Raw genomic sequence first — 16,352 nt, 5'->3', positions numbered from 1 at the left:
GCTTAGACGAGCTGGGCGGATTTGGCCGTCTTCAGGAGTCGACTTCGCTGATGAGGAGACGCTCGAAGATCGCTTAAACCCACGCAACAGACCTTCCTGACCGATCGATCTGAGCGTTGGCTGCCGATAGGGCGGCTTGCTCCATGGCCGATGCTCCCGGCGGAGCCTTGAGGCGCCCCGTCGCGGTATCCACCGCCGAGTCATGGTAGTGAAGCAACGCGATACTGCTGCGTTCATCGAACCACCTATGCGGTCCTGCAAAATGCAGGTAGTAGTTGGCGTTCGAAGGTGCGTGTCGGAACGGAATCTGCCCCATGTGGATCGCCAGCCACATGGCCACCTGGTCAACGTGCGTTTGCTTGCGGGCTTTCTTTAGCGGTTCGATGTTCTGCAACAGCCAGAGCGCCCAATACCGCCATGCCGTGTCGACCTGCTCGACCAGATGTTTGGGGATGCCGTACATGCCACCGTTGCAATTCCCCACGAACGTCAGATCCTGCCCGGCATGCCTCCTGGTGGATCCCACCCGCTCTCGCAACGCCATGAGCGGCTTTCGCAACAGATGAATCATCGCCGGCATGGACGCGCGGCCAGCCCGTTTGTCCGGAGACTCGTGAGCGGCGCGCTTGCCGCCATCGCTACTCGCCACCAGCCCCAATCCGCTCGATGCATCGACTTCGATCAGTTGCGGTTCTTCGCGCATTCCTGCAAGCCGGGCGACCTGCCGCAATACGGACAGCGGCGGGTTCGGACCGTCGACGACCTTGGCCGTCAACTCCGTGTTGCTGAGATGAGGGCGTAGATCATCGAGTGCGATCATGTCGGTATCGAGCAGGACGACAATTGAAAAGTCGCGGCCCTTCAGATTGCCCAGTTGCGCCAGCTTGTTGCAGAAACGACCGTCGCCGAATGGCTTGATCTGGTGCGTCGTGCAGCCCAGCGCTTCGAAGCTACGCCTGGCTTCGTCCGGTACGCTTTCCGTAAATTGGACGTGAATATCGGCCGGGTTGTCGCAGCTATGCTGGCGCAGAGATAGCGCCAGTTGATACCCCATGGAGGCGAACTTGGGGTGCCGGTCCACAACGAATGAAAACACCGTTTTCCTGACGCTGGTGGGTCCGCTTGAATCGTGCGCTAAAGAGGGCATGGCGAATGCGTGGCTCGTCAAATTTCGGCTAGGACAAGCGAAGCGCTCGCAGGGCTCGCACCGCCGCCGAGATAATTATGGAGATCGACTCAACCGCCGCGGGCGTTCGCGTCGGTTCCTGTTGTGACAAGGCGTAATGCTCGGCGTCTCGGAGCGCCAGGACGAGCGCGGACCTGGACTCTTCTTCCTTGTGTGAAAGCATGGCGCGCAAGGCCTGGAACAGGCGCTGTGCCAGTTGCGGCGCGGCGTGCGCGGCCTCGAACTCTTCAGGGGTAGATTGCCAATGCCGAAGACGATTATCGAGGAACTCCTGCGCATAGACGGCGACACGCTGTGCGTTCAATGCAAGTCCCAGGCACGTCGAGACACGCGTGAGCTCCGCGATCGGTGCGTCGATCAGCGTATCGTAGTCGACGAGCACCCGCCGTTGCCCGTCTGTTGCGCGAATCGCGGGCACCATGTGAGCGAGCCACAGGCGGCACGATTTCTCCATGTTGAAGCGGTCCCGGCGTTGTAGCGAACGGGCCACGCTAATCGGATTTCTGATCGCAATGACGTAGGCAATGGCTACCCCGGAGCGCTCGAACACCGGCATCCAGAATGGCAGCAATCGCGACAGGCGCGGGTCCTTGAGCGCGAAGATCTTCGCTCGACATTTCTCGCGCAGCATTGAGGTCGCGCGCTCCCGGAAGACGTCGAGCGTTGCTGGTGCGATTCGATCGAGGTCGACGGCGGCCAACGAGTCCCAACTCGCCCCGGCAGCGTGCAGCAGTTCGGCGTTGATGCGGTGAATATCGAGATCTTCGAAAAAGCCCTTGTCGTTTTCTCCTGCAACAGGATTCCCAAGGTTCGTGCCGAAATCGGCGCCTATTGTCTCCATGGCTCGAGTAATGGCGCTGGTTCCGCCTCGGTGCATGCCTAAGACAACAATAAGCGTCGGCTCAATATGTGAACGATTGACAGCGGGGAATTCGTTTTCCAGAGAGGGGTAAGAATGCGAATAGACTTCCGTCACGATATGCCCTGGTAGCGCATTAATGCGAATCATCAGGCGGTTCGGGCCGCGAGACGCTTGAAACAGTCCTGCATAGGCCGAGGACCACATAACGCGGATGCGAAAGAGGTGCGGAAACCGTGGGCCAGCTTGAGGTGGCTGAATAGCTTGAACGATCATAGCAGTGGACTAAGCGCTCAGGCAGCGAAACAGCACGGAGAAAGGGTGTGCTGGCGGCCGGATTCGATTACTGAATATTCGAGTTGCTTGCGTCGATATTAGGTTACAGAATATTCCGTAAATTACTGAAACAAATCGGGCATTGTTGAAAATCCGGATGACGCCGCGTATTGCGCTCACATGATGCGCCAGACTATGGGTCGCCAGAGTGTTAATCTCAGTTTGATCGACTTTGATCGTGAGAATGAATCTGCTTAGGAGGCGTGCCATCGAACATCAGGCAAGCGGTATCTGGCGAAAGCTAGGTCTAGGTTTCGTGTTTTTATGGTTCTTCATCGGCGGGATTGCGCATTTTGCCGCGACCGGTCTGGAGATGCGCATTGTGCCGCCATGGCTACCAGAACCGAGGCTTCTGGTTCTGGTGAGCGGCATATTCGAATTGCTCGGCGCGATCGGTGTGCTGATACCGCGCACCCGGCAGGCAGCCGGGTATGGGCTCATGCTGCTGACCATCGCGGTGACGCCCGCGAATATCTACATGTGGCAGCAGGCGAGTCAGTTCCCGTCGATTCCCTATTGGGCGTTGACAGTGCGTTTGCCGTTTCAGGTCGCGCTGCTTGCCTGTATACGGTGGTCGACACGCGATGCGCGGTGACGCGCGCATTCGGGAGCGCGGCGGAAGGAGCGAACGGTTTCGATACCCGATCGGCGACGGCGTCGGTGAAAACGATCGGCGGTTGGAGATAAGAGGGCGGCGTTGCTCCAGAAGTCGCCCTTATCGGACGCCCCTAAAGTTAATTCCATTTCTGCCGTTATAGAGGCTGCGTGACGGTATTGCCTTTTCTGTCCCTCATGATTGCAGGTGAGCGTCCACCGGGTGCACCCCGGGCCATGACTGGCCTATCATTCCGCTATCGAAATTTTTGCCTGGAATTCCCGCCGCAATGCAGCGGCGCCGGATTCTCTCCTCAGCGATGCACGTCGATCTCCTCACCATTTATTTGCTCATCGTCGGGACGCTTCTAGCCAGTTCCGGGATGACGCTCTGGGAACATCGCGCTCATCCCAGACGCAGCAAGGAATTGAAAATTCTGGCAGCGGGCTACGCGACGCTTGCGATTGGATGTGCGACGGTGACATTTCGTCACGAGTTGCCCGGTGCGACTGGCTCTGCCTTGAGCAATCTCGTGATCGTGACGGGCTATGTATTGGTCCTGCAAGGCGTCGCATGCTTGAGCGGCGGGGAGTATCTCGGCAGGTCGGCTGCGATGCTCGTCCTGCTGGCGCTCACATGGGCCGTGGCCGGGACGCGCTGGGAGGATTCGGTGTGGTATTACGCGAGCGCCATTCCGATCGCGTTGGCCAGCGGTGCGACCTCGATCGAACTGTTGAAATGCGTTGGCATGAAATCACTACCGTCGCGGCGTATCGCGGTGCTGGTGACGGGCATTCATGCGCTTTTGTACGCTGCCCGAGCGTGCATCCTGCCTCTGCTGGCGGCGAGGTACGGGCGGGACGTGGTGTCGATCGCGAGCAGCGTGACGATGTACGAAGGCGTCCTGTACTCGGTTGTCCTGCCCATGACCCTGCTGAGGCTCGTTCGCGAGGAAACCCATGGCGAGCTTCTGCGAGACTCGCAGACGGATTATTTGACCCATCTTGGCAATCGCAGATGGTTTTTCGAAGAGGGCACGCGCATGATCAGCGACCAGGAATCACGCCGTCCGATTTCCCTTCTCGCGTTCGATCTCGATCTCTTCAAAACCATCAACGACCGATACGGCCACAAGACAGGCGACGAGGTACTCAAGGCATTTAGCGCCATAGCCCGGAGCGTGGTGGGTTCCGATGCGATTCTCGCGCGCATTGGCGGTGAAGAGTTCGCTGCCTTGCTTCCGAGCCAGAGTGGCGTTAGCGCCAGGGAAGTGGGCGAGACCATCGCCAGGCGTTTCGCCGAGGCGATTCCTCACCGTATCGATGGCGTCGCTATACGAGCAACGGTCAGCATCGGGCTAGCCCAGTTGGGAGCCGAAGCGCCCACGCTTGGCGACCTGCTGGCGGCTGCGGACGCGGCGTTGTACAACGCGAAGGCGCTCGGCGGCAATCAACTGGTATTGGCGCAGCCTGCGCTGCGACCCGAGGGTGCCTGACGTCTTGAGGATGAGCCTTGCGGGTGTCCGCGCGATGCGGAGGGCGAGAAGGTGACCAGCAACGTACAGGCCGGGACGCGAAAGGGCGCCGGTTCGCATGGCGTAGAATCCGGCGAAGCCCCTAACGAATGACTTCTTTGGAGCGCGTGCCAAAGACAACGCGCCGTCGATGGATGGATACCGTTCCCATTTTCAAGTCGTCAACGCTCGATTTGCCCGAGGCAGACCGGTTTCACCTCTGGATGGAGGGAAGCCACTGCGACAGTCGGTTGAAGGATGAAACTTCCGCCGCATTTGCGATGGATTCATCCGCGGCGACGCTTGGCCCGTTGATCCTTTCGGGTCGACGCTGGCTGCATCAGGAAGGCTCGCTGATCTATGAAATGCGTCGAACCGAACAGCGTATCCGGACCGACGGACAGGACTTCTTCTATCTCCTGCTTCTGACGGGCGGCAGAAATCTGTTTCGCTCGGAGAACGTTCAATCGCGTCGGGGCGCAGGCGATCTGTGCTTGTCCGATGCCGCGCAGCCCCACGAGTACGAGATCAAACCCGGCGGCGGAATCTCGCTGGTTGTCCCGCGCGATTTCATGCCGCGCGGTGCCGGCAATCTGCATGGCCAGACGCTCTCCAGTGGCATAGGCCGTCTGCTGGGCGATCATCTGTTGTCGCTGTTCCGCAATCTTCCGGATTTGCGGGCGCAGGACGTCCAGCATGTCGTTCAGTCGACGCTGCAACTGGTGACGGCCGCGGTGTCGCCTACGGATGACACGGTACGCGAAGCGGAGAGTCCGATCCGCAATGCGTTGAGAGCCAGCGTGCTGCGTTACATCGACGTTCATCTGCTCGATCCCGATCTCACGCCTGAGCGGATCTGTCGAGGTATCGGCCTGTCGCGCGCCAGGCTGTATCAGTTATTCGAAGGCACGGGCGGTGTCATGCGACAGATCCAGCGAAAGCGCTTGCGGCGTGCTTATCGTGTGCTTGCCGACTTCAGCTTGCCGCGGCGGCGTATCGCGGAGATTGCGTGGAGCCACGGATTTTCCGACGATAAACATTTTTACAGGTTGTTCAAGGCGGAGTTCGGACACACCCCGAGCGAAACCCTGGAGCGCGCCCGTCATTCATTGGATCCTTCGTTTGCCGGCCAAGGTGACGGCGCGGATCGTCCCTCCGGATGGAGCGTACCTTGGGGCGTACCCCGGTAGTGGATGGACGTTCAAAGTCTGCCAGTTTTAACAATCATCAAACTGCCACCCGAGACGCAGATCCACCTATTCAGGAACGGATCGACACCTTTGTTTGCGGGTTGCCACTCTACAATCCCATCATCGTCATTTCTCATCCGGGACTCGTGAATCCGCAGGAAACAGCGGATATCCGGGCGGATAAGATTCGATCAAATGCGCTAATGGGGACGCCAAAAATATGGAAATGCACAAGCGTGTGTGGGGTGGAGTCGCGATTGCCGTCTGCGTGCTGAGCCTGTCGGCCTGCGGAACGACGCAGATGAACATGATCGATGTTCAGAGCTCCACGGCGAAGACGTTAGGGCTCGCGTCGTCGGATGAGATCACGGTTTCAAACATCCAGTATGGGAAAAAAAATGTAAGCGGCCAGCGAACCCGTCTTGACGGACTCAGCTAACCGGCGGTCACAGTTGGCTGCCAGCGATGAGGCAGCAATGCCGCGATGTCGCTGGCCCTGTGGGTCGGCAGTCGCGTGAGGATGTCCTTCAGGTAGGCGTGCGGGTCGTGCCCGTTGAGTTGAGCCGAGCGTATCAGGCTCATGATGGCGGCAGCGCGCTGGCCTGCTCGTAGCGAGCCGGCGAACAACCAGTTAGCCCTGCCGATGGCCCATGGACGTATCTGGTTTTCGACCCAGTTGTTGTCTATGGGCACGTGTCCGTCGTCGAGATAGCGCGTAAGCGCCTCCCAGCGTTTGAGGCTGTAGTCCAGCGCTTTCGCAATCGCTGAACCCTCCGAAACCAGCTTGCGCTGCGCCACCATCCATTCGTAAAGTGCGTCACACACCGGTTTGGCCTGGCTCTGGCGAAGCCTGCGACGCTCTTCGGCATCCAGCACCGCAGCGTTGCGCTCGATTTCGTAAAGCGCAGCGAAGTACGGCATGGCCTGTCCAGCGATCTGACTGCTGTGATTGGCGTTCAGATCGAAGAACTTGCGCCTCGCGTGCGCCGCGCATCCGATTTCGGTGATGCCTTGCTGGAAGCCAGCCTTGTAGCCACTGTAATCGTCGCACACCAGCTTGCCCTGCCAGCCGGCGAGGAAGGTACGGGCATGTTCGCCTGCACGGCTGTCGGCGAAGGTGTAGACCACGGCGCGCAGCTCACTGAAGTGCGTGGGCGTATACGCCCACAGATACGCCCGGTGGGTCTTCCCCTTGCCCGGACTGAGCATCTGTACCGGTGTCTCATCCGCATGCAGCACACCCTGCTGCAGGATTTCCTGATGGAGTGCGTCGACCAGCGGCTGCAGTTGCATACCGCACGTGCCGACCCACGCACCCAGTGTCGATCGCGGTATCTCCAGACCCGCCCGCACAAAGATCTGTTCCTGACGATACAGGGGAAGGTGGTCTGCATATTTGGCGACCAGCACCGAGGCCAGCAGTCCCGTGGTCGGGATACCCCTGTCGATGACGTGCGCGGGCACTGGCGCCTGAATCAGCGTTTCGCAGTTCTTGCACACCCACTTGCCACTGATATGGCGCTCAACCGTAAACACGCCCGGCGTGTAGTCCAGCTTCTCGCTGATATCTTCGCCGATACGCACGCGCTCGCAGCCACACTGACATACGGTGCTGTCCGGCTCGTGGTGGATCTCTGTGCGCGGCAGTTGCGCTGGCAGTGATGCGCGCTTCGGTTGCTGGGGTGACTGGCCGGCTGTGGCTTGTGGCTGAAGCTGCTCGAGCTCCAGTTCGATGGCGGCCAGATCTGCGTCGATCGCTTCTTCCAGCAGGCTCATCTGCTCGCTGCTGAACTGTTCGCTGCGCCGGCCAAACTGCTGGCGCCTGAGGATGGAGATCTCGTGGCTCAGCTGCTCGATACGCGTCTGTCGGTAAAGCAGCTCGCGTTCGTTCTCCTCGACCTCCCGCGTCTTCTCCTCAATCTCCCGGTCTCTTTCCTGCACCTGGGCAATCAGCTGCGCGGCGAGCGCGCGCAACTGTTCCGGGCTGAGGGCGTTGAGGTCGGCAGGCAGGTTCATGCAAACCAGTCTGCCAGAACCCCAGGCACCGTGGAAGCGCGACAGTTTACGTCCCCGTTGGCCTCATACGACGCGGATCACACCGTTCGGGCCGATGCGCTGCCACGGCAGACCCACCACCAGACCTGCGAGCTGCTCCTGCGTGAGTGCGTGTTGCTTCGGTTCGCTGCCAGCGTGCGGCCAGACGAACTGTCCCTCGTTCAGCCGTCGCGCTGCCAGCCAGATCCCGATTCCGTCGTGAACCAGCACCTTCAGGCGATTGGCCCGCCGGTTGGCAAAGAGGTAAGCATGGTGCGGATGCGCCGCGCCGAACACCGTAATCACCCGCGCCAGTGCCGTATCGAAGCCCGCACGCATGTCCAGCGGGTCGACTGCCAGCCACACCTCATCAATGCGGATCACGCGAGCCACTCTCGCAGCCAGGCGGCGCATTGTGCTGCCTCTGATGCCGGCCAGCTAACCGTTATCGACTGGTCAGCGCGGCGTACTTCGACGCGGATCTCAGCCGGGCGTACGTTCCTCGTCTCCAGCGCAACAGGTACGAATGCGGGTGCCGCTGGCGAGGGCACCGACACGTCGCTGCGTGCGACCAGCACGCGCTCGTTTACTTCTGCCTGTTCCACCCACCGTCGGAGCAGATTCGCGTTCAGCTTGTGGTGCAACGCGATGGCCGCAAGCGACACCCCGGGCCCGTGGCAGGCTGCCACCACCTGGGCTTTGAACTCGACACTATAGCGACGGCGTCGACGCCGGCCAGGCGGGGCTTCTTCTTCGATAGTGTTCACGTGTCCACCTATTTAAGTGGACACGATGCTCCCAAGACCTGCAATGCAACTCAAGACGGGATGACCGGGCGCTTACAAAAAAATGCGCTCGGCGGCCAACAGGTCAATTACGACGCGACGACGGGCAAGGGGCGCCGGTTCATGTGTACGGTGTTCATGATTCCGGGACTGACGCCGATCAATCCGCCGACCTATAACAATTGGGAATGCCATCCCCATCAATGACAGAACGGGGGCAATCTGCTCACTTTCGGTATGGTGAATCCGCCGGCCCGCAACCGGAAAGGGCAACCCCGTCAGACGGGTTTGACGCAGTAGGTGTGCGGCAATCCCGCGAGGGATGGGATCGCCGTGCCGCATACCCCGCTAACCGGCCTTTGCATCAAAACGCTCCCGCGAGATGAAATGTTTCGTGAGTCTGACTTGTCATCAATCGGACCGAGGTCAGCTTCTCGAATAATTGCCGTTATCGCTCCGATCGAGATGCCACCAAGGTGCCATTGTCGCCAACCTCTATCACTGCGGGGATGCTGTAGAAGTAGTTATGACAGGCGCTATCTGCGCAACCACGCGTCGATCTGGACCACGACGTAGTCCGCTATGAGTTTTTGCAGGTGCGTCGTTGGATGATAGGCGTCAGCAAACATGTAGGTGCTGTCGGCATGCGGGGAGACATACGTCGAGCGCGAGCAGAAGAGCGCGCTGGTGTCGTCGGCTTGAAACGCAGGGGGCAGGTTTGCCGGCGCGCACGCTACGTTGGTGCCGATGCTGCCGTCGAAGCGAAAACCCAGTTGACGATAGTTTTCGGATACTTGATCGATAAACGTGAACGCGTCGATTCGCAGCACGGCCGGCGACGAGGGAAGCGCGTCATCCAGCGCAGTGTTGAATCCCTGCGCCAGTCGCCGAAGCACTTTTGAAGAGCCCGGCAGTTGCTGATCGAGAAGGTTCGCGATTGGCGCCTTGCTGATGTCCGGTACGTTTTGTACAACGATATGTGCGGCACCGTGTTGCTGCACGTTGTGCACCAGGCCCGCAAACTGTTGCGCCGCCTGTCTCAGCGAAGGTAGCACCGCCTGCAAGGAGGCGCCCGGGTCGCCGCCGTTCGCCACCATTTCCGCCCACGCGCCATAGGCATCCTGAACGTCGTTCGCACCGCCTTGCATCAGTACGAGTTGCTGGCTGGTGAAGCGTGTATGCGACTGGAGATACGCGGCCACCTGTGACGTAAGTGGAGTCTGTAACTCGCCGGTGTCGCCCGTTGCATCGCCGGGGTTCGGCGCCCCCGCGACTCGGGCACCCCCTTGAGCGTAGCCAAATCCGTCCGGATGAACGACACTGCGTTGCCCGAAGCCGCCCGTCAACGCGGGCGTGAGGTGCGAGCCATAATGTTCCGCGATAATCTGTACGGAGATGGCGCCCGGATTCGTGGTGTAAGCGCCGCCGCCGAATTGTCGAGCGTACGCATAGGTGCCGACGTCCGAAAGACTGTCCCCGAACGAGACAACCTGCATGAGGCTTCGTTGCGGATTGGCCGGGTCGGCCACCGCGTTCGACGAATGGGACAGGCCGATGACACCGCATGTCAACGCAAGGAACGCGAAACGACGGACTGTCTGCATGGGGCACTCCGGAGTGGTGTTATGTTGTGCATCGAAGAATAACCTTGTTGGGGGTTAACCGTCTGCCAGGGGCGGGGCGCGTTGCAGGTCCTGGTGTCGATCAGCTTACAAAGCGTTGTCAACACAAATGGCCATTCCAGCGAATACTTGTAGTGCAGAGGCCCTTGCTCATCGGCTGGTTATCGTCGAGGGCATCATGGGTTCGGGTAAGTCGACAACGATGCGCTTCATTGCGAGGGGACTCGAAGCTTCAGGGCAGTCGGCATTGCCTTTACATGAAAGGACGGAGCCCCATCCCGTACGAGCGACGGACGAACTTGAGCACTGGTTTGAGCCTTGGCAGGACGCGACGCCGCAGCATCTTGCCGACCGCAGCTTGGCCAAATGGACAGCATTTGTCGAGGCGACACAGAATAATTCTGCGATTCCGGTGCTGGATGGCCAATTGTTTCATGGAGACTTGACTCACCTGGTGCTGATGGACGCGGATTCAGCGCTGATTTTTCATTACATAGAGGCGTTGGCTGCTGTCATTGCGCCGCTCAATCCGTTCGTCCTCTACTTCTGGCAGAAAGATTTGGAGAAAGCTGTTCGAACAGTCTGTACTGAGCGCGGCCCTGAGTGGATCGACTATCAGGTGAACTGGAAGCTCGCGGGTCCGTATTGTGTTCGCAAAGGTTACCGAGGGTTGGACGGCCTGATCTCCCTATATCGCGATTATCGGCAACTCACCGACGATCTGTTCGAGCAACTGCCGTTAGCCAAGCTCGCGATTGAGAATTCCAGAAGAGACTGGCCAACCTACGAGAGCCAAATCTTGACTGCTTTGCAGCTTCCGGCTCGGCCGTGAACGACGAGGTGCGCGTTCCTTTTACGGAAAGGCTTCAACGGAGATATGAGCGATGACCTCGAAATGCATTCGCCGGGCAACCACAGATGACGTGCCGGTGCTTACACGGATTCGGAACGATGCGCATACGAAGAAGGTGGCGTGCCGCGACTATGCGTGGGGCAAGGAAGGGGACGGTTTTTCGGAGAACTGGGTACGAAACAATGTCTCTCAAAAGGAAGTGTATGTCGCTGAGCTGGAAGGCACTGCGGTCGGAACGTTTTCACTTGTCCTGGATGAGGACAATCATTGGGGCCATCAAGAACACATCGCAGGTTATGTGCATGGCCTTTCTGTACGGAAGGACTTTAACGGACTTGGAGTTGGCCGCTTCATGCTCGATTGGTGCGGCGACAGACTTTACGCGTTGAACCGGCGTTTTATCCGACTCGACTGCGCCGTCCACAACGTGAAGTTGTGCACCTATTACGAGTCGCTTGGGTTTATCCGCGTAGGGCTGTACGCAGAGCCAGAAGCTGGCGGCTATGTCTGGTCACTGTACGAGAAAGCGGCAAACACGATATCCGCGCATCGATAGTTTGCGTGGTAACACGCCTATCAAAGCCACTAGCACCACTGATTGATGAAATCCGCGATCACGCTTGTCACTTCTTGTGGCCGCTCCAGGGACGGCAAATGCGCGGTCCCTGATATTTGATGGAACATTCCGCGGGCTACGTTAGCAGCGACGTAACGACTTCGCTCCTGTATTCCGGCAAGGTCCAGGTCGCCACACGCCACCAACGTCGGGACCGATAGTTCGCCCAGCCGTCCGTAAGCGATCGGTGCATCCGTGTTCGTGCCTGCCGAGGGCAAACCGAGAGCGACAAAGTTCATCTCATCGAACAGCGTGCGAGCTTCACCCATCACACGCCCCTCAGGTTGAAACGGACCATCGAGCCAGAGAGTCGTTCGAATCGCGATGGCCTCTTCAATATCCATCCTCGCTTCTGCCGCTGCCAAACGGGCGACCAAATCTTCAATCCGCGCTGCATGAATCATCTTCGGCGCGCCTGTCACATTCGGCGCGATAAGGACGAGACCGCGAACATACGACGGATACCGAAGAGCTGCGTCTAGTGCAATGCCTCCACCTTGAGAGCAGGCAACGAGTATTGCAGGGGATCCACCTGACACGGATTGGAGAACGGCGATCAAATCTTCAACGGCGGAGTGGTCTTCTGCTTCGGCAACTGTTTCGCCAAATCCGCGTCGATCATAGGCGATAGCTTGGTGGCCAGCGCCTATGTCGTGCATCTGCCGGCTCCACATCCGACGGTCCGCGACCCGAGCGTGCAAAAATGCAATCGGTTCCCCGCTTCCGACGACTTCCGTTGCCAGCATGGCACGACCTGAAGTGATTAGAAGTTTTTCCATTACGAACCGTCGTGTATTTGAGAATGCGCATAGCACAGGCTGATGCGCGCCGAGGTTAAAGCTGACTCGGGCGCAGCGAACTTCCCAACAGCGTAAGCGCGGTTCGCGCGAGTCGAGAAAAATCGGAGGGTTGATTTCGGTCGCCTGATTGCTGTCCGCCGATCAGACACAAGTGCGCAAAGCGCGCGATGAGTTCCGCGTCGACCGGGTTGTCTATCCTCGCACTGCAAACCGAGATGGCGAATGACAGGCGGGTGCGATCCACCCGCTCCTGGTATTCGGCAACCAGTGGGTCGGTGTAATCCGACTCCCATTGCACGAGCAGGATTCGGACGAAGTCCTCTTTGCTACGGAAATGGTGATAGAACGAGCCGCGCGTCACATTCAATCGCCGAGCCAGACGCTCGGCGGAAACACCCAGATATCCTTCCTGATCGAGGGCATCGAACCCAGCAGAAATCCATTGGTCTCGTGTCAACATTTGGTGATACCGATAACGTACAGGCTGTGTATGGTCGTGCCGGCGTCGCTAGACTGCGGTTTCCTTTGTGTTTGTTCCCGATCGCAAGCCATCGGGAGCAGTGAGCGGAGCCACCAATGAAGCAACTCGCGCTGATTACCTTTGAGCAATTCACCGACATCGACCTGTTCTTGATGTGGGATATTCTGGGGCGCAACCGGGACGATTGGCAAGTTCGTATATTGGACAAGCAATCGGAACTCCGGTCTTCGAATGGTCTGCCGATCCACACACACGGCCGACTCGAAGAGGCCAACCATGCCGACGTCGTGTTATTCGCGAGCGGTAAAGAGGGGGTGCCGGCTGCCATCTCGGACGCCAACTTCATGGGGGCGTTTCAGCTGGATCCAGGCCGTCAGTTGATCGGGTCTAGCTGTGCGGGCGCGTTCATTCTTGCGCGGCTGGGCTTGCTTCCGGAACGCCGGGCGACAACACATCCTGATGCGCGAGCGGCCCTGCACGCAGAAGGCGTGGAATTGGACGACAGGCCGTTTACGAGCAGTGGCAATGTCGCGAGGGTTGGCGGATGTCTTGCCGCACTTTATCTGGTCGGCTGGGTTGTCGAACGCCTGTTCGGCACACAGAAAATGCTGGAGACACTACGGCCGGTATTGCCTGCGGGGCAGTATGGCATCTACGAAGAGTTGGTTGCGTCCAGCATCGAGCAAGGGGCAGGGGGCAGGGGGCAGGGGGCACGCAATCATGTGGCCGTTGATTCTTTGCGGCGGTGGACAACGACTGAGGTGAGACACCCATGATTTAAGCGTGCGCCGTGCCCATGCCTGGCGGCGGCGTGCTTGTGCTGTCCACAGGCACATTGCCAACGCGGTCACCTGTTTAGCGAGAACGTTGAAAGGTCATGGCGAGCTGCGTACGACCGATCAGTTCGGTGACGCGGCTTAAAGTCTGTCATCGCTCGTCGGCCATCGCGCGATGGTTCCAGTGAGGCGTCAGAATGGGCAATAATTCCCAGTCTCGTTGGCGCGCCGCGTATCCGGTGGGAAAACAAATAGTTCAGAATGCATTCGAGAGTCGCATGTACCCTTGTCGAAAACTGGCGTTATATAGTGATCAAGACTTTCCAGCCAATGAAGAGCTGGATGCGCGTCTCCTGCGGCTGATCGGGCGACCACAGCCGAAGATTGGATATATCCCCGCCGCAAGCGATCCCGAACGCATCTATTTTCGGCGTAAAGCTGACTACTACGCCGGGATTGGTGCGGATTTGGTCGTGTATGTAGACCCTGGTCAGGACACGTCGGAAACGGAATGGTCGACCCTGCTGTCGTGCGATGCGATCCACCTCTCTGGAGGGAATACGTTTTTATTCTTGTCGTGGTTGCAGCGACGCAATGCACTGCCGCTCCTGACTCGGTACGTATCCGAAGGAGGGGTGCTGATCGGTGTGAGCGCGGGCGCTATCCTGATGACCCCAAGCGTGAATTCAGCGCGGCTGTGCGGCGATACTCGTGACGAACGGTTGATGGACAACGCAGGACTCGGCCTTGTTGATTTCCATATTTGGCCGCACTTCGATTCTGCAATCGTTACGCGAGACCAGTCGAAATGGTTATCGACTATACCGAACCTGTATGCTTGTCCCGACGGTTCAGGAATCATCGTCGACGGTACGGAAATCGAGCTGTTTGGACAGGTTCATCGGTTCGATTCAGGAGCGGTGCGTTCTGCGCCGCTTGAGGACTGAAATTGTGCTATTGCTTCTCAATAGTTGAGCCAGTGGGTCGTATTTAATTTGTGAACGTCGGCTTCCTGGAAGGCCGAACGTCGGATTCGGGGCGGAGTGATGCCTCTCGCATCGGGCGGTAGTCGGCCATGAGCGGACGGTCGACAGACGACCAGCAATCGCCGACAATCCATTGTGCCCCTGAATTTGCAGGCAGTCTCATGCTCATTAAGGCTTGGAATCGCTCGTCCACGATTGATGGGGTGGCTCCTGCTGTGGATGGCGAGGCAATGTGAGGACAGGCACGTCAGATGTGAACTATTACGTGCCTACGACTCAATATTTCTTACGTATTTCTCGCTTGATCTCTCGTTGCGCCCTGTGAGTTTTGACTCTCCGCGCCACTTTCTTTTCAACAACGGACTGTTTCCCGACTCGATGCGACATGGACATTAAAAAGAAGCGCATCCTCGAAGTCTCCGCTTCGGCATTCTTAATAGCTTATGGAACCTATGGCGTTATAGCGGATGACTTTGTGCTACCGGCCAAGGGAGGCGGGACGGTCACGCTCTATGGCTATCCTGCATGGATCATGTACGCAGCGCTACTCTGTCTCGTTGGCAATCTGCTCGTAGACGCCTTCGGTGTAAGCGTCAGGCCCAACCAAGCGTCGCTATATGGTAAGGCCAAGGCACACATGGCAATAGCAGGCGGGGGCCTGTTTGTCTTGGCGCTAGTTCTTGGCCTAGTGAAGCATTCAAGGGATACAGTGTGCGAAAACACGGAATTACTGAGAATAGGGATTCCGCAAACAACGTATTCTGCTGTGGTCTTTACCCGAGTTTGTCGTTGGCCAAAGGAGCCGGTGTCGGCAAAAAGTAGCCCGAGTCTATTGATTGTTGTTGTGGGTAAAGACGAGAAATTGCCGTCCGATATCCATTTTTCATCATTGATCTGGATGAATAGGGCGACGCTCAAAAAAATCATATGGCTCGACGGAAAATTATTTGTTGTATATCAAGATGATAAGCACTTGAAAGACGGAGAGAAAACTCCTCAAGTTCGCCAAGAATTCCCTTTGCCCGTCATGCTTGTCGATTTAGACGACCCAGCGAGAAAGGGTTTGCTTTATATGCCTCGGGAGTCGGGAGCACGAGTTAATTGATACATGGAAATGACCCGGCTGCAATGCCAAACCTAGGCTTTGAATTTGGACGCCGACGTCTAGGAGGGTCAATGGTCGCCTTACGTAGACTCTTCCGAATGGCCGTTGACGAGCAAAGCGGGCGTCAGTTCCGGGTCGATCAGAGCCGACCGCATCGGGCAGAGGTCGGCCAAAACCGGACGCTCGACTTCGTCGGCTGGATTGCTGACAATGTCGGCAAGTCCAAACCGAAAGAGCGCACCGAATGATGCAGTTGCAAGCTCTGCCGCGCGAACTCGCGCTGCAATCGATTTCGCAGCGGGAAATCGTACTTCCACTAAATGCGGCTATCGCTGCGATCGACCACTGTGCGAACCACCAGATCCAGATTTTGGGCTGGGAGGGATGGATTCAGTCTTCGGATGGGCGGGTCGGCCACGGGAACGCGCCGCAGGGAACTACGAGTCTCGAGCATCTTACGATAGCGGAGGCTGCCGACTTCTGTCGTCGGACAATCACAGCTGCCGCAACGGCATGGCTGGAAAGCTGTGCAGGAACGACGGATCGACTGTACTTTTGTGTCACCATTGACTCGACTGGTGCAGCGACAGCGCCATAGGGAGCTGGATTCGGCCA

At 58.3% G+C, this 16,352-nt stretch carries 19 protein-coding genes; 11 read left to right on the top strand and 8 right to left on the bottom strand.

All coding sequences use genetic code 11. The features are described 5' to 3' along the window. Positions 1–73: 73 nt before the first annotated feature. Entirely contained in the window at positions 74–1,081 is a 1,008-nt protein-coding gene (locus BX591_RS00090) for a hypothetical protein (protein WP_146749705.1), read from the bottom strand. A gap of 94 nt (positions 1,082–1,175) precedes the next feature. Continuing rightward, positions 1,176–2,195, bottom strand: coding sequence for a sulfotransferase family protein (locus tag BX591_RS00085; RefSeq protein WP_146749704.1), 1,020 nt, complete (start codon positions 2,193–2,195; stop codon positions 1,176–1,178). Between the two features lie 370 nt (positions 2,196–2,565). Between BX591_RS00085 and BX591_RS00080 the strand changes: the two genes are divergently transcribed. The 4 genes from BX591_RS00080 to BX591_RS00065 all read left to right on the top strand — a co-directional run bounded on the left by BX591_RS00080 (position 2,566) and on the right by BX591_RS00065 (position 6,118). Then, on the top strand, positions 2,566–2,976 hold the full coding sequence (locus tag BX591_RS00080; RefSeq protein ID WP_111928742.1) for a DoxX family protein: 411 nt from the start codon (positions 2,566–2,568) through the stop codon (positions 2,974–2,976). A gap of 319 nt (positions 2,977–3,295) precedes the next feature. After that, complete coding sequence (locus BX591_RS00075) at positions 3,296–4,471, top strand: GGDEF domain-containing protein (protein WP_111929315.1); 1,176 nt, start codon at positions 3,296–3,298, stop codon at positions 4,469–4,471. 173 nt (positions 4,472–4,644) lie between these two features. Continuing rightward, positions 4,645–5,679, top strand: coding sequence for a helix-turn-helix domain-containing protein (locus BX591_RS00070; RefSeq protein WP_111928741.1), 1,035 nt, complete (start codon positions 4,645–4,647; stop codon positions 5,677–5,679). Positions 5,680–5,899: 220 nt separating this feature from the next. Continuing rightward, positions 5,900–6,118 (top strand): hypothetical protein, encoded by a 219-nt coding sequence (locus BX591_RS00065; protein WP_111928740.1) that lies wholly within the window; start codon positions 5,900–5,902, stop codon positions 6,116–6,118. On the opposite strand, the gene tnpC is transcribed toward BX591_RS00065, so the two are convergent. From tnpC to tnpA, 3 genes are all read right to left on the bottom strand, one after another. Beyond that, positions 6,115–7,695: an IS66 family transposase gene (gene tnpC, locus BX591_RS00060; protein WP_111928739.1), complete on the bottom strand. Its 1,581-nt coding sequence runs from the start codon at positions 7,693–7,695 to the stop codon at positions 6,115–6,117. The genes BX591_RS00065 and tnpC overlap by 4 nt on opposite strands. A gap of 63 nt (positions 7,696–7,758) precedes the next feature. Beyond that, positions 7,759–8,097, bottom strand: a complete 339-nt coding sequence (tnpB, locus tag BX591_RS00055; RefSeq protein ID WP_165848129.1) for an IS66 family insertion sequence element accessory protein TnpB — start codon at positions 8,095–8,097, stop codon at positions 7,759–7,761. After that, positions 8,094–8,480 (bottom strand): IS66-like element accessory protein TnpA, encoded by a 387-nt coding sequence (gene tnpA, locus BX591_RS00050; protein WP_244146918.1) that lies wholly within the window; start codon positions 8,478–8,480, stop codon positions 8,094–8,096. Before tnpA ends, tnpB begins: the two co-directional genes overlap by 4 nt. On the opposite strand from tnpA, the gene BX591_RS35945 reads away from it, so the two are divergent. Further along, positions 8,481–8,705 carry a hypothetical protein gene (locus tag BX591_RS35945; protein WP_146749703.1) on the top strand — a complete coding sequence of 75 codons (225 nt, stop codon included), beginning with the start codon at positions 8,481–8,483 and terminating at the stop codon, positions 8,703–8,705. 329 nt (positions 8,706–9,034) lie between these two features. On the opposite strand, the gene BX591_RS00045 is transcribed toward BX591_RS35945, so the two are convergent. Continuing rightward, a complete protein-coding gene (locus BX591_RS00045) occupies positions 9,035–10,102 on the bottom strand; it encodes an SGNH/GDSL hydrolase family protein (RefSeq protein ID WP_111928737.1) in 1,068 nt (355 codons plus the stop codon). A 196-nt stretch (positions 10,103–10,298) separates the two neighbouring features. On the opposite strand from BX591_RS00045, the gene BX591_RS00040 reads away from it, so the two are divergent. Further along, on the top strand, positions 10,299–10,952 hold the full coding sequence (locus BX591_RS00040) for a P-loop NTPase family protein (protein ID WP_111928736.1): 654 nt from the start codon (positions 10,299–10,301) through the stop codon (positions 10,950–10,952). Between the two features lie 52 nt (positions 10,953–11,004). After that, a complete protein-coding gene (locus tag BX591_RS00035) occupies positions 11,005–11,529 on the top strand; it encodes a GNAT family N-acetyltransferase (RefSeq protein ID WP_111928735.1) in 525 nt (174 codons plus the stop codon). 29 nt (positions 11,530–11,558) lie between these two features. Here the strand turns inward: BX591_RS00035 and BX591_RS00030 are convergent, their stop codons facing one another. Both BX591_RS00030 and BX591_RS00025 read right to left on the bottom strand, forming a co-directional pair. Beyond that, on the bottom strand, positions 11,559–12,368 hold the full coding sequence (locus BX591_RS00030; protein ID WP_111928734.1) for an alpha/beta fold hydrolase: 810 nt from the start codon (positions 12,366–12,368) through the stop codon (positions 11,559–11,561). A gap of 55 nt (positions 12,369–12,423) precedes the next feature. Next, a complete protein-coding gene (locus BX591_RS00025; RefSeq protein WP_111928733.1) occupies positions 12,424–12,849 on the bottom strand; it encodes a TetR/AcrR family transcriptional regulator in 426 nt (141 codons plus the stop codon). 116 nt (positions 12,850–12,965) lie between these two features. Here BX591_RS00025 and BX591_RS00020 point away from each other — a divergent pair, with 116 nt between their 5' ends. The 4 genes from BX591_RS00020 (at position 12,966) to BX591_RS36305 (ending at position 15,985) form a co-directional block, all read left to right on the top strand. Further along, positions 12,966–13,646, top strand: a complete 681-nt coding sequence (locus BX591_RS00020) for a DJ-1/PfpI family protein (protein WP_111928732.1) — start codon at positions 12,966–12,968, stop codon at positions 13,644–13,646. A 197-nt stretch (positions 13,647–13,843) separates the two neighbouring features. Further along, complete coding sequence (locus BX591_RS00015) at positions 13,844–14,593, top strand: Type 1 glutamine amidotransferase-like domain-containing protein (RefSeq protein WP_111928731.1); 750 nt, start codon at positions 13,844–13,846, stop codon at positions 14,591–14,593. A gap of 424 nt (positions 14,594–15,017) precedes the next feature. Further along, entirely contained in the window at positions 15,018–15,737 is a 720-nt protein-coding gene (locus tag BX591_RS00010; protein WP_111928730.1) for a hypothetical protein, read from the top strand. 71 nt (positions 15,738–15,808) lie between these two features. After that, positions 15,809–15,985: a hypothetical protein gene (locus BX591_RS36305; protein WP_167444479.1), complete on the top strand. Its 177-nt coding sequence runs from the start codon at positions 15,809–15,811 to the stop codon at positions 15,983–15,985. Positions 15,986–16,352: the final 367 nt, after the last annotated feature.

It is taken from the genome of Paraburkholderia bryophila, from assembly GCF_003269035.1.
Classification (GTDB): Bacteria; Pseudomonadota; Gammaproteobacteria; order Burkholderiales; family Burkholderiaceae; genus Paraburkholderia; species Paraburkholderia bryophila.
This window is presented reverse-complemented; position numbering and strand designations above follow the sequence as displayed.